The sequence below is a fragment of the Williamsia sp. 1138 genome (assembly GCF_002095435.2).
Taxonomy (GTDB): domain Bacteria; phylum Actinomycetota; class Actinomycetes; order Mycobacteriales; family Mycobacteriaceae; genus Williamsia.
Genome location: NZ_MJEJ02000054.1, coordinates 259,381 through 277,840, shown reverse-complemented (window position 1 = coordinate 277,840; position 18,460 = coordinate 259,381). Strand labels below are relative to the sequence as shown.

16 protein-coding genes are annotated in these 18,460 nt (G+C 65.0%); 12 read left to right on the top strand and 4 right to left on the bottom strand.

Annotated elements, in window-relative coordinates; all coding sequences use genetic code 11:
* Window positions 1-11: 11 nt before the first annotated feature.
* From sigK to BH683_RS27535, 6 genes are all read left to right on the top strand, one after another.
* A complete protein-coding gene (sigK, locus tag BH683_RS27560) occupies window positions 12-593 on the top strand; it encodes an ECF RNA polymerase sigma factor SigK (RefSeq protein ID WP_084839468.1) in 582 nt (193 codons plus the stop codon).
* Complete coding sequence (locus tag BH683_RS27555) at window positions 586-1,377, top strand: anti-sigma factor (RefSeq protein WP_084839467.1); 792 nt, start codon at window positions 586-588, stop codon at window positions 1,375-1,377. Before sigK ends, BH683_RS27555 begins: the two co-directional genes overlap by 8 nt.
* A gap of 232 nt (window positions 1,378-1,609) precedes the next feature.
* Window positions 1,610-2,704 (top strand): Re/Si-specific NAD(P)(+) transhydrogenase subunit alpha, encoded by a 1,095-nt coding sequence (locus tag BH683_RS27550; protein ID WP_084839466.1) that lies wholly within the window; start codon window positions 1,610-1,612, stop codon window positions 2,702-2,704.
* Between the two features lie 2 nt (window positions 2,705-2,706).
* Complete coding sequence (locus BH683_RS27545) at window positions 2,707-3,036, top strand: NAD(P) transhydrogenase subunit alpha (RefSeq protein ID WP_084839465.1); 330 nt, start codon at window positions 2,707-2,709, stop codon at window positions 3,034-3,036.
* Window positions 3,033-4,475 (top strand): NAD(P)(+) transhydrogenase (Re/Si-specific) subunit beta, encoded by a 1,443-nt coding sequence (locus tag BH683_RS27540; protein ID WP_084839464.1) that lies wholly within the window; start codon window positions 3,033-3,035, stop codon window positions 4,473-4,475. The genes BH683_RS27545 and BH683_RS27540 overlap by 4 nt, the downstream gene beginning before the upstream one ends.
* 5 nt (window positions 4,476-4,480) lie before the next feature.
* Window positions 4,481-4,918 (top strand): MaoC/PaaZ C-terminal domain-containing protein, encoded by a 438-nt coding sequence (locus BH683_RS27535; RefSeq protein ID WP_084839463.1) that lies wholly within the window; start codon window positions 4,481-4,483, stop codon window positions 4,916-4,918.
* 106 nt (window positions 4,919-5,024) lie between these two features.
* Here BH683_RS27535 and BH683_RS27530 read toward each other — a convergent pair whose 3' ends face one another.
* A complete protein-coding gene (locus BH683_RS27530) occupies window positions 5,025-6,800 on the bottom strand; it encodes an acyl-CoA dehydrogenase (RefSeq protein ID WP_084839462.1) in 1,776 nt (591 codons plus the stop codon).
* A gap of 122 nt (window positions 6,801-6,922) precedes the next feature.
* Between BH683_RS27530 and BH683_RS27525 the strand changes: the two genes are divergently transcribed.
* Window positions 6,923-7,513, top strand: a complete 591-nt coding sequence (locus BH683_RS27525) for a TetR/AcrR family transcriptional regulator (protein ID WP_084839635.1) — start codon at window positions 6,923-6,925, stop codon at window positions 7,511-7,513.
* Window positions 7,514-7,549: 36 nt separating this feature from the next.
* Window positions 7,550-7,822, top strand: coding sequence for a hypothetical protein (locus BH683_RS27520; RefSeq protein WP_084839461.1), 273 nt, complete (start codon window positions 7,550-7,552; stop codon window positions 7,820-7,822).
* Window positions 7,823-7,824: 2 nt separating this feature from the next.
* Here the strand turns inward: BH683_RS27520 and BH683_RS27515 are convergent, their stop codons facing one another.
* Window positions 7,825-8,337, bottom strand: a complete 513-nt coding sequence (locus BH683_RS27515; RefSeq protein ID WP_084839634.1) for an LURP-one-related family protein — start codon at window positions 8,335-8,337, stop codon at window positions 7,825-7,827.
* A 359-nt stretch (window positions 8,338-8,696) separates the two neighbouring features.
* On the opposite strand from BH683_RS27515, the gene BH683_RS27510 reads away from it, so the two are divergent.
* Complete coding sequence (locus BH683_RS27510; RefSeq protein ID WP_143696144.1) at window positions 8,697-9,644, top strand: YdcF family protein; 948 nt, start codon at window positions 8,697-8,699, stop codon at window positions 9,642-9,644.
* A 15-nt stretch (window positions 9,645-9,659) separates the two neighbouring features.
* Here the strand turns inward: BH683_RS27510 and BH683_RS27505 are convergent, their stop codons facing one another.
* The gene (locus tag BH683_RS27505; protein ID WP_084839459.1) at window positions 9,660-10,403 is read right to left on the bottom strand and encodes a metallophosphoesterase; all 744 of its coding nucleotides are present in this window, start codon (window positions 10,401-10,403) and stop codon (window positions 9,660-9,662) included.
* Between the two features lie 180 nt (window positions 10,404-10,583).
* A complete protein-coding gene (locus tag BH683_RS27500; protein WP_084839458.1) occupies window positions 10,584-12,944 on the bottom strand; it encodes an ATP-dependent DNA ligase in 2,361 nt (786 codons plus the stop codon).
* 61 nt (window positions 12,945-13,005) lie between these two features.
* Here BH683_RS27500 and BH683_RS27495 point away from each other — a divergent pair, with 61 nt between their 5' ends.
* From BH683_RS27495 to BH683_RS27485, 3 genes are all read left to right on the top strand, one after another.
* A complete protein-coding gene (locus BH683_RS27495) occupies window positions 13,006-13,938 on the top strand; it encodes a Ku protein (RefSeq protein WP_084839457.1) in 933 nt (310 codons plus the stop codon).
* A 151-nt stretch (window positions 13,939-14,089) separates the two neighbouring features.
* The gene (locus BH683_RS27490) at window positions 14,090-16,837 is read left to right on the top strand and encodes a DUF2232 domain-containing protein (RefSeq protein WP_281492338.1); all 2,748 of its coding nucleotides are present in this window, start codon (window positions 14,090-14,092) and stop codon (window positions 16,835-16,837) included.
* Between the two features lie 57 nt (window positions 16,838-16,894).
* On the top strand, window positions 16,895-18,457 hold the full coding sequence (locus tag BH683_RS27485; RefSeq protein WP_084839455.1) for an NAD(P)/FAD-dependent oxidoreductase: 1,563 nt from the start codon (window positions 16,895-16,897) through the stop codon (window positions 18,455-18,457).
* The last annotated feature ends 3 nt before the right edge of the window (window positions 18,458-18,460 follow it).

The window sequence follows — 18,460 nt, the reverse complement described above, 5'->3', positions numbered from 1 at the left end:
TCGCTAGTGTTATGGATGTGACCGACCGAATCCCCGAAGCTCAGGTGGATCTGACTGATCTGCTGATCAGGACGGCCGGCCATGATCGACAGGCCTTTGCTGAGTTGTATGACGCGACGGGCGCCCGAGTTTTCGGGCTCATCCTTCGCGTACTACGCGATCGTGGTTACGCCGAAGAGACGCTGCAAGAGGTATATCTGCAGATCTGGCAGAAGGCGGGCGGGTTCGACCCGTCGGCCGGGTCAGCGCTGAGCTGGATGCTGACCATCGCCCACCGCCGCGCCGTTGACCGGGTACGCAGTGAAGAGGCCGCCGGCAAGCGCTCGAACGACTACTCGGTATCCAACTTCGAGGCGCCGGGGGACACCGTCGCCGACTCGGTGATCGCCGAGGAAGAACGCTCGGACGTCATGTTCTGCCTGGGCAGCCTCACCGCCACCCAGCGCCAGAGCATCGAACTGTCTTACTATGGTGGCCTGACATATCGGCAGGTCGCGGAGCGTTTGGACGCCGCCCTACCCACGATCAAGTCCCGTATCCGCGACGGCCTCCGCCGCCTCAAGACGTGCTTGGAGGCGAACCCCAATGGCTGAACACAGCTGGCTCGATGAGCACATCGAGCTCTACGCGGTTGGTGCGCTCGACGACACCGAGATCGACCGCATCGAGGTCGAGATCGCCCGCGAGACGGTAGCCGAGCAACGCAGGTACCGGCACGAGGTGTCCCGCACCCGTGAGGCGCTGGCGAAGATGACCGTCCAGGTCGCGACGCCTCCGCCCCCGCAGATCAGAGAGCAGTTGCTCGCCAGCCTGTCGTCTGCGCCGCTGGAGCCGCCGGATTTTGACCGGTCCACCGATGGCGTGGAACCCGACAAGGACGTCAGTCCGCCGAACAACGTCATCGACCTCGCTGCTCGTCGTCGTCGCATCAGCATCGCCGTCGGCTCGGTCGCTGCTGCCCTCATGCTCGTCATCGGTGGGGTGCTCGTCGGCAGGGTGACCGCCCCGGACACGGGCGCGCCTGTAGCCAGCGAGCTGGAGCAGGACACGAGCAAGGTGCTCAGCGCACCCGATATGCAGCTACGACAGGATGCTGTCGGCGGCGGAAATGTCACCGTCGCGGCGTCCCGGGAGGCGAACACAGCGGTGGTGTTCGCCGACGGCCTGCCGCCGACCCCGACCGGTCAGACGTACCAGATGTGGCTGCTCGGGGATTCGCACGATCCGACGTCTGTGGGCCTGATGCAGGGCGACCCCGGGCGTCAGGTGATCGCGCTCGACGACCTGACGGGCTCCGACAAGCTGGGCATCACCATCGAACCCGATGGGGGATCTCCTCAGCCGACGGGCGAAGTGATCACGGCGGTCCAGTTCTAGTCTGAAATCCACCGTTTGTACTGCGCAAATGCGTGCAGCCATCTGCTCCGGTTCGGGTGTCCGTAACTGTTGAGTGTGTCGAGTTCAACACCATGACCACCCCGCTTCGCATGCTATGTTCCAACGCAGTGATGTGGCGCACGCGTGTCGTGCGCCACATCAGGCTATTTAGGGGTGGGCGCCAGAGCAGCTCGTTCGGTTGCCCACCCATACCCATGACGAGGGAGCTTGTATGAGTGTGGGTGTCGTGCGTGAGACGACGGCTGGGGAGAACCGGGTGGCGTTGGTCCCGAAGGTCGTCGCGACGCTGGTGAACAAGGGTGTGCCGGTGGTGGTGGAGTCGGGTGCGGGTGAGGCTGCCTTGATCCCGGACCAGCTGTATGTCGATGCCGGTGCGTCGATCGGTGATGCGTGGTCGGCTGATGTGGTGGTGAAGGTCGATGCTCCCACCGACGCCGAGATCGGGAAGTTGTCGTCGGGTTCGTCGTTGATCGGGTTTCTGGCGCCGCGCAATCAGGAAAATCAGATCGGTGCGTTGAAGGCGGCCGGGGTGCAGGCCTTCGCGGTGGAGGCGATCCCGCGGATCTCGCGTGCGCAGTCGATGGACGCGTTGTCCTCGCAGGGCAACGTCTCGGGCTACAAGGCGGTGATCTTGGCGGCGGAGAAGTCCACTCGCTTTTTCCCGATGCTCACCACCGCCGCCGGAACGGTGAAGCCGGCGACGGTGCTGGTCCTCGGAGTCGGCGTGGCGGGTTTGCAGGCGCTGGCCACGGCCAAGCGCCTCGGCGCCCGCACCACCGGGTACGACGTGCGCCCGGAGGTGGCCGAGCAGGTCAAGTCCGTGGGCGGGCAGTGGCTCGATCTGGGGATCGACGCTGCCGGTGAAGGCGGTTATGCCCGTGAGTTGACCGACACCGAACGCGCGAAGCAGCAGCAGGCCCTCGAGGACGCGATCAAGAGTTTCGATGTGGTCATCACGACGGCGTTGGTGCCGGGTCGTCCGGCACCGCGGCTGGTGACCGCGGCCGCGGTCGAAGGTATGAAGCCCGGCAGTGTGGTGGTCGATCTGGCCGGTGAGACCGGCGGCAACTGCGAGCTGACCGAGCCCGGTGAGAATGTGATCAAGCACGACGTGCTGATCTGCAGCCCGCTGAACCTGCCGGCCGGGATGCCCGAGCATGCCAGCGAGTTGTATGCCAAGAACATCCTGGCGTTGATCGAACTCGCGCTCGACGATGACGGTAATTTCGCGCCGGACTTTTCGGACGAGGTATTGGCCGCGGCGTGTGTGACCCGCGAGACCACTGATGTGAAGGCTGGTGCCTAGAGATGTATACGGGTTTACTCGCGAATATCGCGATTTTGGTGCTGGCGGGTTTTGTCGGCTTCGCTGTGATCTCGAAGGTGCCCAACACCTTGCACACGCCGTTGATGTCGGGGACGAACGCCATTCACGGGATCGTGGTGCTCGGCGCGTTGATCGTGTTGGGCCGCTTGCCCGATGATGCTCCGTGGGGCGTGCGGATCATCGCGTTCGTGGCGTTGATCTTCGGAACCCTGAACGTGGTCGGTGGGTTCTTGGTCACCGACCGGATGCTGGGCATGTTCAAGAGCAAGAAGGCCCCTGTGGCGGCGCCGGAGCAGGGAGCTGACAAGTGAACAATCTGGTCAATATTCTTTATATTGTTGCGTTTTCGATGTTCATCCTCGGGTTGTCGGGGCTGACCGGACCGAAGACCGCGGTGCGTGGCAACTGGATCGCCGCGACCGGTATGGGTATCGCCGTCGTCGCGACGTTGATCGAGATCCGCGACACCTATGCCATCAACTGGATTTTGATCGTGGCCGGTTTGGCGATCGGTGTGATTTTGGGTGTGCCGCCGGCCAAGCGGACGAAGATGACGGCGATGCCGCAGTTGGTGGCGTTGTTCAATGGTGTCGGCGGCGGCACGGTGGCGTTGATCGCGTGGTCGGAGTTCATCGAGACCGCAGGATTTTCGGAGTTCAAGCACGGTGAGTCCCCGACCGTTCACATCGTGATCGGGTCGCTGTTCGCGGCGATCATCGGGTCGGTGTCGTTCTGGGGTTCGCTGATCGCGTTCCTGAAACTGCAGGAGTTGCTGAACAAGAACGTCGAGAAGGCGTTCGTCAAGAACGCCAAGATCTTCCAGGTCGCCAACATCGTGCTGCTGCTCATCGCGCTCGCGGCGTGTGTGTTCATCGGTGTCAACGCCACCCCGGGCGAGGGTTCGTCGCAGTGGTGGATCGTGCTGGTGCTCGTCGCAGCGGCGATCATGGGCCTGTTCGTGGTGTTGCCGATCGGCGGCGCCGACATGCCCGTGGTCATCTCGCTGCTCAACGCGCTGACCGGTTTGTCGGCCGCGGCTGCAGGTTTGGCGCTCAACAACACCGCCATGATCGTGGCCGGCATGATCGTCGGCGCATCAGGCAGCATCTTGACCAACTTGATGGCCACGGCGATGAACCGGTCCATCCCGGCGATCGTGTTCGGGTCGTTCGGTGGCGGAGGCGGCGCTGCCGCGGCCGGCCCGGCCGGCGAGCAGGGCACCGTCAAGGCCACCAGTGCCGCCGATGCGGCCATCCAGATGGCGTACGCCTCGCAGGTGATCGTGGTCCCGGGTTACGGGCTCGCGGTGGCCCAAGCTCAGCACGCGGTGAAGGACATGGCCTCGATCTTGGAGGAGAAGGGCGTGGAGGTGAAGTACGCCATTCACCCCGTTGCCGGTCGTATGCCCGGGCACATGAATGTGCTTCTGGCCGAGGCTGATGTCGAGTACGACGCGATGAAGGAGATGGACGACATCAACGGTGAGTTCTCGCGCACCGATGTCACCCTGGTCATCGGCGCCAACGATGTCACCAACCCCGCCGCCCGCAACGATCCGTCGTCCCCGATCCACGGGATGCCGATCTTGAACGTCGACCAGTCCCGCTCGGTCATCGTCCTCAAACGCGGTATGGCCTCGGGCTACGCCGGCATCGACAACCCGCTGTTCACCGCACCGGGCACCTCGATGCTCTTCGGCGACGCCAAGAAGTCCGTCGGTCTGGTCATCGAAGAACTCAAAGCCCTCTAGGAAACGTGCTCTACGCAGAGGATCTCGTCGAAGGTCACACGTACGAACTGGGTTCGTACACCGTGACCCGAGACGAGATCCTTTCCTTTGCGCGGCAGTGGGATCCGCAGGGGTTCCATGTCGACGAAGACATTGCAGCCGGCGGATACTTCGGCGAGGTCATCGCCAGTGGCATCCACACCCTTGCCGTCTTCCAGCGCCTCTCGGTGCTCGGTGCCTACAACCGCTGGGCCGTCATCGCCGGACGGACGTTGCGAGATGTGCAGTTCCGCAGCCCCGTTCGCTCGGGCCAAGAACTGACCGGCTCGTTGAAGGTCACGAAGGTCGACCTCGACAAGCCGGGTCGGGCCCTCGTGGTCACCGAAGGTGTACTCGCCACGGGCGACACCACCGTGCTGACGGTCGATCTCGACATGTACGTCCGCACGCGACCTACCGCCTGACGGCGTCACCACCCAAAATTCGCGCCACCTACTGCGATACGCGCCAGGTACAACAGGAGCGAATCGCGGCAGGTGGCGCGAATTCTGGGGTCGGGGACCAGTGGGATCAGAGCCAGGCGTCCGGCGTGTCGAGGGTGGTCCGATCCAGATTCGCCAGCAGGTCGAATTGTGGGCCGGTTTTCGGCAACTCGTACCGGTAGAAATACTGGGCCGCGGCGCGTTTGCCTTCGTAGAAGTCGCCGGTGTTGTCAGCGACCGCGAGGAGTTGCTCCAGCCAGATCCATGCGATCACCACGTGTCCGGTGGCTTCGAGATACAGCGTCGAGTTCGCCAGGCTGACTGCGGGATCGCCTGCAGACCACAGGGTTCCGGTGACCTCGACGAGGCGGTCGACGGCGGTCCGAAGCGTCCCGGCGTACTCGGGTTCGGCCGACTCGGCGCGCTCGATCGTGGCCGAGATCGTTTCGACGAGAAGTTGCAGACCAGCGCCGCCTTGCATGACGACCTTGCGGCCGAGCAGATCGAGACCATGAATCCCATGGGCGCCTTCGTGAATCGGGTTGAGGCGGTTGTCGCGGTAGAGCTGTTCGACGTCGAACTCTTTGGTGTAGCCGTATCCGCCGAGGACCTGAATCGCGAGACTGTTGGCCTCGAGGCACCATTGCGACGGCCAGCTCTTCGCGATGGGGGTCAGCACGTCGAGCAGCAGTAGGCGCGCTGCGGCGACGGCGGGGTCGGTGGCGGTCTGCTGCTCGTCCACGAGCCGCGAACAGTAGAGACCGAGCGCCAAAGCGCCCTCGACATAAGACTTCTGGGCCAGGAGCATCCGTTTCACATCAGGGTGAGAGATGATCGCGACGGGTGCTGAGTTCGGGTCCTTGTTCGTCACCGGGCGACCTTGGGTTCGGGTCTTCGCATAGTCGAGCGACTGCAGGTATCCGGCGTATCCGAGTGAGGTGGCGAGGAATCCGACCCCGATGCGGGCCTCGTTCATCATCTTGAACATGTAACTCAGGCCGCGGTGTGCTTCGCCGACCAGGTATCCGACAGCGCCGGATTCCGCAACGGGATGGTGTGTCCCGTCGCCGAAGTTCAGCAGGGTGTTGGTGGTGCCGCGGTTGCCCATCTTGTGATTCAGCCCGACGAGCGCCACGTCGTTGCGGGTGCCGTCGGCGAGGAACTTGGGCACCACGAACAAGGAGATCCCCTTGACGCCAGGACCGCCGCCCGGTGCCTTGGCGAGCACGAGATGCACGATGTTCTCGGACAATTCGTGGTCGCCGCCGGAGATCCACATCTTGGTCCCGGTGATCCGGTAGGAGCCGTCGTCGGCGGGTTCGGCCTTGGTGGTGATGTCGGCGAGGGACGATCCGGCCTGAGGCTCGGACAGGCACATGGTCCCGAAGAACCGGCCCTCGAGCATCGGCTTGACCCAGGTGTCGACCTGCTCGGGAGTGCCGTATTCGACGAGCAGGTTGGCGTTCGCCATCGTCAGGAACGGGTACGACGACGTCGCGGCATTGGCTGCCTGGAACCAGGCCATGGCCGCGCGGGCCACGACGGTGGGCAGCTGCATGCCACCCAGGGATTCGTCGAACTGGGCTGCGACGATTCCTGCCTTGCCGAACTCGTCCAGGGCGGCGCCCACCTCGTCGATGATCACGACCTTGCCGTCGTCACCCATCCGTGGCTCGTTCTGATCGGACTTCTTGTTGTGTGGGGCGAACCGTTTGATCGCGATGTCGGCGCACAGGTCGAGGATTCCGTCGAACGTCTCTTTCGAGTGTTCGGTGTAGCGCTCGAGCGAGGTCAGTGCAGTGACGTCGAGCCATTCGTACAGCAGGAAGTCGAGGTCACGACGGGACAGTGGTGAGACGGCCATGGGTGTCCTTGCGGTTGGGCGGGCTCGATCGAAGAAATTAGCGCTCGCTTATATATGAGCACTCGCTTAGGATGCACTCTGCAGCGATCTTCGTCAAGATCCTCGATGCGGAAGGAAGGCACATGGTCCAGCAGGTCTCGGACTCTGCGGCGGCAGAGCGGATCAGGCGTGCAGCCATCGAGGCCTTCGCGGAGTCGGGGTACGGGGGGACGTCGACGCGGGAGATCACCAAGCGTCTGGGCATGAGCGCGACGGCGATGTATCCGCATTATCGGTCGAAGGAAGAGTTGTTGTTCGCGATCAGTCTGCAGGGCCACCGGGCCGCTCTGCGGGTATTGCAGGAGGCCGACGAACCGGATGCAGATCACCTCCGACGCCTACGCGCTGTTGTCGCCGCCTTTGCCGGCTGGCAGGCCGAACAGCGGCACGTCGCCCGGGTCGTCCAGTACGAATTGCACGCGTTGACGCCCGAGCACTATCGGACCATCGTCGCGATCCGCCGCCAGACGACGGCGGTCATCGCCGGAATCGTGGAAGGGGGAAAGAAGTCGGGGGAGTTCGAGATCGACAATCCAGACGACGTGGTGCTGGCGATCTCGTCGCTCTGCGTGGATGTCTGCCGCTGGTTTCCGTCGACCCGACATCGCGACCCTGAGCGACTCGCGAAGACGTACGCCGATCTCGCGGAGCGGATGGTGGTGGGAGCTCGGTAGACATCCGGTGTCGTAGGAAGTGGCTATCCTTTCTCCATGGCAACGCTCGCAGACCTCGAGGCCCGGATCGCCGCGCTCGAAGCTGCGCAGGCGGACTATCGAGCAGTGCTTGCCGCGATCAATGCGCTCGGCGAGAATCAGCGCGAACAGTCCCAGCGGCTCGGAAACGTGGAAACCGGGCTTGTCGCTGTCGAACAACGGCTGGGATCTGTGTCGACGACCGTGAGCGACACCAACGCTCGAGTCCGGTCGCTTGAGGATGGACAAGCGGAGATCAGGGATTTGCTGATCAGGGCTTTGGACCGCTGAGGTCAGTCGTGTGAGAGCTCGTCGATGCAGACGGTGATGGCCAGGATGAACGCCTGATCTTCATTCGCGTTGATCTCGACGCCGTAGGTGTCGCGGAGTCGGAACCACTTCTTGGAGACCGTCGCCACGGTATGGCCGTCGCGCTCGATGTCGTATTCGTGGTCGACGAAGTTTCCCTTCGCCTTCAGGTCCGGACCCGAGTCAGGGTTGATCGTGTACCGGTCTCGGATCCCGATGAGAGCCTTGTGCACTGTGGCCTCGGAGCTGCCGCGCTGGATGTGCATCTTGTCGCGGACGCTGAGTTTGCGCTCCTGGATCTTCGCGAGTTCAGCGCCTCTGCTGTCTTCGAGGATGAACGTCTCGCGGAATCGAACAGCTTTGCCGTTGACCTTGAACACTTTCTGGCCGGCACTGTTCTCGATCCAGTAGTCGTCCCCGATGGAGAGAAGTTTCTCGCGCATCTGGTACTGGATCGGCGCGGGGACGTCGTTGCGTGATCGGTTGAAGAGACCCATGGATCTGATGCTGCCCGCGGGGGCCTCGACGCGCATCACCTCGGACGAATGAGTGCACTGCCCCACCCGTTTTTGCGTCGTCCACCGGTTCTTTTGGGTGGCCCACGCGAATTCGGGTGGGTGAGTGTGTGGGGTGACTGTGGGAATGAGTGCGCTGCCCCACCCGTTTTTGCGTCGCCCACCGGTTGTTTTGGGTGGCGCACGCGAATTCGGGTGGGTGAGTGGGGGTGTGAATGGCGCAGGTGAGGTCTTGGGCCCGGACTACGCACCCGTAACCGGTGTTATCGAGCTGAGACCTCTTCAGTGCGGACCTGTAGCTTCGGTCGGATACTGTTACGCCAGTGACTCAAGTTGCGCGTGTGACGCGTGTGAATAGGACACTCGTGGCTGCCGCGGCGGCCATCGGGATGTCGACCGGTGCCGTGGCCCTGATCCCGACGGTGATGAATCCGGCGTCGTCGGCCGTGATGCCGACGGTCTCCGAGGCCGACCTCACCGCCATGTTCAACGCTGCTCAGGACGAGTTCGGTCGTGGTAACGCGACGGCCGGCCTGAGCAAACTGCGCACTCTGCTCGCCGCAAATCCTCGCGACACCGACGCACTCGCCCTGCAGGCTCTGTGGTCCGACTACTGCGCCGACAGGAAAGCGACGCAGTCGGCGCTGACCTCACTCGACAACCTCGACCGAGCACTGGCGCACCGGGTCAGGGACTCGATCGCCGCCATCGACGCCGGCGTCCGGATCGGCCCCGACCCCGTGCCGCGGTACTACCCGCAGACCACCGGCATCGTGGTCCTCGGCGCGGGACTCCGGCCCGACGGATCTCCCACCGACGAGACGGCGAGCCGGCTGTTCGCCGCCTGGACCCAGGCGATCATCGCCTATCAATCCCCGATCCTCATCTCGGCGGGCGGTTCGCAGCACGGCCGAGCAGAGGCCGCGGTGATGCGCGACTGGCTCGTTGCGCATGCGCTCCCCGCCTCGCGGATACACCTGGAGTCCCGTGCCCAGACCCTGCCGCAGCATGCCTCGCTGGCGGCCGAAGCCGTGCGCGGATTGAGCATGCGGGAGGTCGTCCTGGTGACCTCGCCGGACGAGATACGACGAGCGGCCAGCGCCTTCCTGATCGCAGGGGTCCCGGTGGCCGGTGCGACCACGTCGACCCGCAATCTGGTGACCAACGCGGCACCGCCGTCGAAGGTGAACCAGAAGTCCTTGTATCAGGACGCCACACAGGTGGTGGGCATACCGGCCGAGCGCGGCACCGGAATCGCGCCACGGGCCTTCATCAAGCCGGCTGCCTGATCGCCGCTGCGTCTGTCAGGCGGCGGGCACCGACCGGAAGTGACTGATGATGCGGCCCTCCGCGTAGACGTGGAACGCAAGACCGGGAGGCTGGGTTTCGTTGACGACCTCGGAACCCTCGAACGGCAGGTTGAGCGTCGATGACACCCCGGGGGCCAGGCACAACGGCCGTCCTGCGAACGCGGTGACCGCGCCGGTGTGAGCGTGTCCGCACAGGAACGCGACGATGTTGGGGTGCTTGTCGACCAGCGCGATGAGCCGTTCCTCACCCGTCTGCCGGATGGTGTCCATGAACGGCATCTGCAGCGTGACCGGCGGATGGTGGAACGCCACGAACACCGGGATGTGTGACCCTGCGCCGGCGATCTGCGCATCCATCCAGTTGAGGGTGTCGTCGTCGAGGCGGCCCTCGTTCTGGCCGGGGATCGAGCTGTCACACATGAGGAACAGCGCGCCCGCGATCATCTGCGAGTGATTGAGCGGACCGGTCTCGGTGGTCCCGCGCAGGAGCGCGTGCCCGAACTCGCCGCGGACGTCGTGGTTGCCGGGCAGCACCAGCATCGGTAGCGGGGTGATCAGCGTCGCCGCGGCTTCCTCGTACTCGCTCTGGCGGCCGTCGTCGGCGATGTCGCCGGTGACCACCAGCGCGTCGATGCCGTCGGCCCTGCGGTTGATGTAGTCCAGGACCGAGGTGACCCGATCGCGTCCGCCGGCGGTGCCGTTGAAATGCAGATCGCTGATGTGCGCGACGACGAGCACGTGCTCTCCTCCAGGTCTAGTGGTTCAGCGTGAACGCGTGCTCGGGAACCAGCCCCGGCGCTGCCTTCGTCGTGTTCCAGCCTCACCCGGGCCATCGCGGCGGCCGGGTGACGCTCTGACTGCTACCTGTCTACGACCGTAACGTTTGGTTCCCCGCAGGTCACATTCTCCCGGCGCCGCTCACAGGTCACCGGGCAGCTTGTCCCGGCGGATACCCCGCCACGACGGGTGACGAAGATGACCTGCGGTGGTCCAGTCCATGAATCTCACATCGGCGACCAACTTCGGCAGTACCCAGACGGCGTCAGCCGCGACCTTGCGGTCGAGGGAGTCCAGGAAAGGGGAGGTCTTGCGACGCAAGGGCTCCAGTTCGGCCATCAGGGCATCGAGTTGACTGTCGCTGAAACCCGTCCCGACGCGCCCCACGTAGCGGAGCCCGGTCTCCTCCGGCAGCCCCATCAGCAACGACCCGATGCGAGCGCCGCGGCCCCCTTTGCCCGGACGCCAGCCGCCGATCACGACCTCGATGTCGCTCCAGTTCTTCTGCTTGAGCCATGTCTTCGATCGCCTGCCCTGCTGGTAGGTGGAATCGCGGCGTTTGGCGACCACGCCCTCCCAGCCGCGATCGCGGCTCGCGGCGATGGCCACCGACCCCGGCCCGTCGAGCAGCGGTGGGAGTTGGACGAGATCGGAGCGAAAGGCTTTGGCGATCTCTTCCAGCAGGCCCCGTCGGTCCTCCCACTTGAGCTTCAGCAGCGACGACCCGTTGAGGTAGAGGATGTCGAAGAGCAGCAGTTTGACGTCCACATCCCCGATCTCGCTGCGGCCGGCGAGACGGGTGAAATTGGTCCGGCCCTGGTCGTCGAAGGCCACGACCTCACCGTCCAGCACCACATCGAGCAGGCCCAGGTCGTCGCCCACGGTGTGCAGCGACGGGAAGTCCTTGGTCATGTCGATGCCGGACCGTGAGGTCAGCCGGAGCTTTCCGTCGATGTAGCGCAACAGGATTCGATACCCGTCCCATTTGCCCTCGAAGGCCCAGGTGTCACCGGTCAGTTTCTCGATCGACTCGTCGGTGGCCAGCATCGGCCGCGGGTCGCGCAGGCTGTCGGGCACGATCGGGCGCGGCTCGTCGGACATCAGGTGCGCCAGCCAGTTCTTGTCGCCGGTCTTGATCAGGGCATACCGGCCCTGGATACGCTCCCCGTGCAACCGCACGATGATCTCTTTGTCGCGCCACTTCTCGGTCTCGTAGGTGCCCCGGTCCCAGATCTCGACGTGGCCGCCGCCGTACTCTCCGGCCGGGATGTCGCCTTCGAAGTCCCCGTAGTCGATCGGGTGGTCTTCGGTCTGGACGGCGAGGCGGTTCTTGTCCCCTTCGAGCGGCAGGTTCTTGGGTACCGCCCACGACACCAGCACGCCGTCGCGTTCGAGCCGGAAGTCGTAGTGCAGCCGCCGGGCGTGGTGTTCCTGGATCACGAACATCGGGCCCTCGGCGCGGTCGTCGTCGGATCTACTGTCCGCTTTTCTGGTGTTACCGAACGGCTCCGGGGTCTTGTTCTCGTCTCGCTTGCGCCGGTACTCGCCGAGGTCGACCACGTCGGTGGCTGTGGCCGTCGTGGCCTGGGGTATCGGGGCCGAATCGGCGGCGGACACATCCTCGAGCCCAGTGAGCAGATCGCCGAACTCGTCGAGTCGGCCCGTCATCTCGTCGAACATGATGTGCCGGATATTTTTGTCTTCCAACTCTTCCCATGCCCGGGGGGCAGCCACCCGGGGCTCGTCGCGGCCACGCATCGAATAGGGGGCGAGCGTTGTCTTCGACGCGCTGTTCTGGCTCCAGTCGACGAAGACGCGGCCACCACGGACCGACTTGGTCATCTGCGCGGTCACCAGGTCGGGGCTTTCCGACTGCAAATGGTTCGCGATCTGCTTGGCGACCTTGCGCGCCGAGTCGGCGGAGATCGGGGCGTCGAGCCGGAAGTAGACGTGAATACCTTTGGAGCCGCTCGTCACCGGGAAGCTGCGCAACCCGATCCCGTCGAGCATCTCTCGGATACGCAACGCGACACTCGCGCACTGGAACAGGGTGACGTCGGGTCCGGGGTCGAGATCGAGGACGACACGGTCGGTCATCCGATCCTGTTTGTACGACACGCCTGCAGCGTCCGCGTCGAGTGTCCACTGCGGTACGTGCAGTTCGAGCGCAGCCTGCTGGGCCAGCCAGACGAGCTCGGCGCGCGACGAGAGAACCGGGTAGACGACGCTTCGGTCGCTGTGTTCGAGTTGCACCCGGCCCACCCATTCCGGGGCGTGCCCCGGCAGGTTCTTTTCGAAGAACGGGGTGCTCTCCACCCCGTCCGGCCAGCGTTTCCGGGTCACCGGCCGGTCACGGATATGCGGCAACATCACGTCGGCGATCTCGCTGTAGTACTCGATGACCTGTGCCTTGATGGTCCCCGTTGCGGGGTAAAGCACCTTGTCGAGATGGGTCACCGCGATGGTGTGCCCGTCGACGTCGAGGCTGTTGCGGCTGGGCATGACCCGACTTTTCCCGCGCCAGGGGGCTGCGTCAAATGGCCGATACCTGCACAATGACGATATGCGTTCGATTTGGAAGGGCGATCTCAGCTTTGGCCTGGTCAATGTGCCGGTCAAGGTGTACTCGGCGACCGAGAGTCATGACCGGAAGTCGCACCAGGTCGATTCGAAGGACGGGACCCGGATCCGGTACCGCAAGGTCCGTGAAGGAACCGACGACGAGGTCGAGTTCTCGTCGATCGCCAACGCCTACGAGAGCGAGGCAGGCGAGACCGTGGTCCTGACCAAGGACGACCTCTCCGAGCTGCCCGTGCAACGCAGCCCCGAGATCTCGATCACCGACTTCGTGCCGGTCGACCAGGTCGATCCCATCTTCTTCGACAAGCCGTACTACCTCGAACCGGCGAGCAAATCGCCGAAGGCATATGCGCTGATGCGAGAAGCGCTGCAGGAGACCGACCGGCTGGCCATCGCCACCTTCACCCTCCGCAACCGCACCCGACTGGCTGCTCTGCGGGTCGTCGGCAACGTCCTGACCCTGCAGACCCTGCTGTGGCCTGACGAGGTGCGGGAGGCAGCGTTCCCTTCCCTGGAGGAGTCCCCCGACCTCAAGCCCCAGGAACTGAAGATGGCGGCCTCGCTCATCGAGTCGATGTCGGGTGACTTCGACCCTGAGCAGTACGAGGACACCTACCAACTGGAGTTGAGCAAGCTCATCGAGGCGAAGGCCGAGGGCACCGAGGCGTTCACCGCACCGGAGAAGGCCGACGACGACGATGACGACTCGGAGGTCGCGGACCTGCTGGCCGCCCTGCGTGCGTCCGTGAAGGACCGGGGAGGATCGGCGTCAGCAGACTCCGACGACGACGAGGACGAGGACGCGCCGAAGAAGGCCCCGGCGAAGAAGGCTGCCGCCAAAAAGGCCCCCGCCAAGAAGGCAGCAGCCAAGAAAGCCCCGGCCAAGAAGGCGCCTGCCAAGCGCAAGGCCGGCTGAGCGCCTCGATTTCTCACGGTCTGCGCGGCCCGGCACCGGCGCGCTCTGGCAATCTGGACACATCACACGTAAAGCAGTAGGACCAGACCTCGGTGGCGTCACTGCGCCGCCGGTAGACGCCCGTGCCCGCAGACGGGTCACCGCCGTCGAGATCGCCGAGGCGGCGGCGCTGGCCGATGTCGCCGCGGCCATCTGCGTCCTGAGTCGGGTGCTGCCGATCGGAGGCGCGGCGTCGCTGGTTGCCTCGGTGCCCTACGCGATCCTCGCTGGCAGGCGCCGGTTCCGTGTCAGCATCCTGGCGGCGTTCACCGGCTGGGTCGTGGCGTTCCTCTTCGGTGGGGTGACCGCGGCCAATCTCGTTGGCAGCGCGGCGGTTTTCGGAACGCTGGCCGGTGTCGCCTTTCGGCGCAGCTGGAAAACGCCGCGAGTCACGCTCTCGGCCTTCCTGTTCCTGGCGATTCCGTCCTCGGCGATCGCGACCGCGTTCATCGCACTCCTGACCGACTACCGCGAGTTCATGATCACCCAGATCCGCAACGGCTGGCAGGGCACCGAGCGGGTGATGAACAACGCGGGGCTCGAATCGCTCACCGCGATCATCGACCCGGCGGTCACCTGGTCCCTGAGGTACTGGTGGATCGCGATCCCCGCAGCTGGAGTCGTGGGCGTGACCCTGTCGGGCCTGGCCGTCTACGTGGTGCTCAAGGGTCCGGTACCCGGGATGATCGCCCGTCTGGGAGCCCCGCACTCCGGCGACAGGATCGACGAACACGGGCCGGTGGCGCCGTTGCCGCTGCAGTTACGTGGGGTGGGCGTGCAGTACCCGGGTGCACCGGTACCGGCGATCCACGATGTGTCGATGAGTCTCGGCGCCGGAGAGGTCGTCGCGGTGACCGGCCCGAACGGAGTCGGGAAATCCACTCTCGCAGGGGTCGTCGCGGGTCGGGCCCCGACCGCAGGCACGGTGGAGCGACCGGGAGCTGTCGGGTTGGGCAAGCGCGGCGGCACCGCGGTGATCAGCCAACGCCCGGAGACGCAGGTACTGGGCATGGTCGTCGCCGACGACCTCGCCTGGGGCAATCCCCAGCTGACCGAGGACCAGATGAACGTTCTGCTCGACCGGGTCGGCCTGTCGGGGATGCTGACGCGGGAGACGACCACACTGTCCGGCGGACAGCTCCAGCGACTTGCGATCGCCGCGGCGCTGTCGCGCGAACCGGCGGTGCTCATCAGCGACGAGTCGACCGCGATGGTCGACCAAGAGGGTCGCCGGGCGGTGATCGGTGTCTTCCGGGAGCTCGCAGACAGTGGCGACACCGCGGTCCTGCAGATCACCCACGACGTGGGCGAGGCCGCGCTCGCAGACCGTGAGGTGGTGCTCGACTCGAGCCACCGAGATGCCGGGGCCGAACTGCTCACCCCCACCAGGGGGATCGGGCACATCCATGGTGCGCATGTCGGTCTCTACGACGTCGGCTATGCCCACGACGCCGGAACCCCTTGGCACAACCAGATCTTCAGCGGACTCAACCTGCAGATCGCGGCCGGCTCGGCCGTCCTGATCACCGGACCGAACGGTGCCGGGAAGTCGACGCTGGCGCGGGTTCTCACCGGCCTGCAACCGCCCACCAGTGGTTCGGTGATGGTCGACGGAGCGCAGGTCCGCAACGGCCGTCAACACGCGCTGCTCGGGTTCCAGTACTCCCGATTGCAGCTGGTCCGGTCGAAGGTGCGGTCCGACATCCGAGATGCTGCGGGCGTCGATGACACCGCGGTGAACGTCGCCCTCATCGAACTCGGTCTCAATCCCGCCGTACTCGGCGACGCGCTCGTCGATCAACTCTCCGTCGGCCAGCAGCGCCGCGTGGCCCTCGCCGGGCTGCTGGCCTGCCGGCCGCGTCTGCTGGTGCTCGACGAACCGCTCGCCGGTCTCGACACCCCGGCCCGCGCGGCGATGGTGCGGGCACTGGCCAGGGTCAAGGCCTCCGGCACCACGCTCATCGTGATCTCGCATGACGTCGGAGAGCTCACCGAACTCGTGGACCGGACCATCGTCGTGGACCAGGGGACCATCGACGGGCAGCCGGTGGCCCCGGCCCCAGATCCGTCGACGCTGAAGTCGACCGCGAACCTGGCGAGCGTCGTGCGGACGCTTCCGCACCCCTCACCGGCCCGAGGATGGTGGGTTGGCACCAAGCTGTTGGTGCTGGCGTCGATCGCCGTGATGTTCGCGCTCGAGCCGACCTGGCTCAGCGTCGCGGTGGGCGCGGGTATCGCAACCGGATGGACACTGCTGGGCAAGGTTCCGCGCGCTGCCCTGCCGCGACTGCCACTGTGGCTCATCTGGATCACCCTGTTCGGGGGCACGATCACAGCGTTGGGTGGCGCCGATCCCTACGTCACGGTCGCCGGGGTCGAGTTGGGGCTGGGCGGCGCCTCCTACTGGGGCATCCTGATCTCGATGACCGTGCTGTCGCTGTACAGCGCGCTGCTGTTCTGTTGGACCACACCGATGGTCGAGATCCCGTCGTTCGCCCAACGGCTGGTGGGTTGGGCCGCGCGGGTGGGCATCCCGGCGCAGTCGGCTGCGGTGTCGGTTGCCCTGGCGTTGCGCTTGTGCCCGTTCTTGATCAGTGATTTCCGCACGCTGCTGCAGACCATCGCGCAGCGCAAACCGGAGCACAAGCAGAGTGTTCCCGAGCGCATCAACGGCTGGGCCGCCTGTCTTCCGGTGGTTTGTTCGTTGGCGGTGCAGAACGGTCGTGAGCTCGCTGCGGCCATCGAGGCCAGGGGCGGGATCGGATCAGTGGCACGCATCGACCGGAGTCCGAGATTTATCGACCTCGTCGTGCTTATCGTGGTGCTCGGGTCGGTCGGCGCGGTGATCACCCTGGGCTGAGAGTGTGGTCCGGTGTCGCCGTGCCCCGGCCGATGCCGACCACCTGGGAGATCTTCTATGACCGCAGAATCAGCACCTGACCATTCGGCCTCCGGCAGTGCTCTACCGGCCGCTGAGAACGTGGATGCGCTCGTCACGGATGTCCTGATCATCGGGGCGGGTATCTCCGGGATCGGCGCTGCCTACCGGATCAAACAGCAGAACCCGGGGCTGAGCTTCACGATCCTCGAGCGCCGCAGCCGGATCGGAGGCACCTGGGATCTGTTCCGCTATCCGGGCATCCGGTCGGACAGCGACATCTTCACGCTGAGCTTCCCGTTCGAGCCGTGGACGCGGCCGGAGTCGGTCGCGGACGGCGGAGACATCAGGGACTATCTGACCGATACGGCGCGTAAACACGGGATCGACCGGCACATCGACTTCGGCACCCGCGTGCATTCCGCCGACTGGGATTCGAGCACCGACACCTGGACCGTGCGTGCCGAGCAGGACGGCGTGGCGTTGACCTACAGTTGCCGGTTCCTGTTCTTCGGCACCGGCTACTACAACTACGACGAGGGCTATACCCCCGACATCGCCGGTATGGATCAATTCGAGGGCCAGATCGTCAGCCCACAGTTCTGGCCCGAGGATCTCGACTACGCCGACAAGGACGTCGTGGTCATCGGTAGCGGGGCGACTGCGATCACCCTGATTCCGTCGCTGGCGAGCGATGCAGCCAAGGTGACGATGCTGCAGCGGTCGCCTGCGTACATCGGTTCCATCAGGAGACAGACCCCGACCGTAGACTTCATCCGGAAAGTATTGCCGCGCAGAGTGTCTCATGCCGTCATCCGATGGCGGAACATCGCGATCATGGTGCTCTCCTACGCGGCGGCCCGCAAGCTACCCGGGGCGATAAAGAAGTACCTCCGCAAGATCGCGGTCGCCAATCTGCCGGCCGGATACGACGTCGACACCCACTTCAAGCCCTCCTACCAACCCTGGGATCAACGGGTGTGCGCCGTACCCGACGCAGACATCTACAAGGCGATCGCCCGGGGCCGAGCAGCGGTGGTCACCGACCGCATCACCGGTTTCGACGAGGCCGGCATCCTGCTCGAATCGGGAGGGCGACTCGATGCCGACATCGTGGTGATGGCCACGGGCTTGCAACTGCAGTCGCTCGGTGGGGTGTCGGTGAGCGTCGACGGTGCCGACGTCAAACCCAGTGATCGATTCGTCTACAAAGCGCACCTCCTCGAGGACGTTCCGAACCTGGCCTGGTGTGTCGGTTACACCAACGCCTCGTGGACGATGCGATCGGACATGACGGCGCAGGCGGTCGCAAAACTGTTGGCGTACATGGGGGAGAAGGGCTACACGCACTGCTATCCACATCTCGGTGATCAGGTCATGGCAGAGAAGCCGGCGTTCGATCTACAAGCGGGTTACGTGCAGCGCAACCCGCATGCGCTACCGAAGTCGGGCACCAAGCGGCCGTGGAACGTCCGTCACAACTTCGTTCTCGATTACCTCGATCACCGTTTCGATCGGATCGAGGAGTCGATGGTGTTCGGCACCGTCGGGAGTCCTGACGAGTTCGGCGCAGCGGCGAAAAGCGGTGCTGCGCAGCTATAGGCT

Coding starts and splice junctions, on each gene's coding strand:
- BH683_RS27495 (WP_084839457.1), top strand. CDS start 13,006: ATGCGTTCGATTTGGAAGGGCGATCTCAGCTTTGGCCTGGTCAATGTG.
- BH683_RS27525 (WP_084839635.1), top strand. CDS start 6,923: ATGGTCCAGCAGGTCTCGGACTCTGCGGCGGCAGAGCGGATCAGGCGT.
- BH683_RS27520 (WP_084839461.1), top strand. CDS start 7,550: ATGGCAACGCTCGCAGACCTCGAGGCCCGGATCGCCGCGCTCGAAGCT.
- BH683_RS27545 (WP_084839465.1), top strand. CDS start 2,707: ATGTATACGGGTTTACTCGCGAATATCGCGATTTTGGTGCTGGCGGGT.
- BH683_RS27530 (WP_084839462.1), bottom strand. CDS start 6,800: ATGGCCGTCTCACCACTGTCCCGTCGTGACCTCGACTTCCTGCTGTAC.
- BH683_RS27550 (WP_084839466.1), top strand. CDS start 1,610: ATGAGTGTGGGTGTCGTGCGTGAGACGACGGCTGGGGAGAACCGGGTG.
- BH683_RS27515 (WP_084839634.1), bottom strand. CDS start 8,337: ATGGGTCTCTTCAACCGATCACGCAACGACGTCCCCGCGCCGATCCAG.
- BH683_RS27555 (WP_084839467.1), top strand. CDS start 586: ATGGCTGAACACAGCTGGCTCGATGAGCACATCGAGCTCTACGCGGTT.
- BH683_RS27485 (WP_084839455.1), top strand. CDS start 16,895: ATGACCGCAGAATCAGCACCTGACCATTCGGCCTCCGGCAGTGCTCTA.
- sigK (WP_084839468.1), top strand. CDS start 12: ATGGATGTGACCGACCGAATCCCCGAAGCTCAGGTGGATCTGACTGAT.
- BH683_RS27500 (WP_084839458.1), bottom strand. CDS start 12,944: ATGCCCAGCCGCAACAGCCTCGACGTCGACGGGCACACCATCGCGGTG.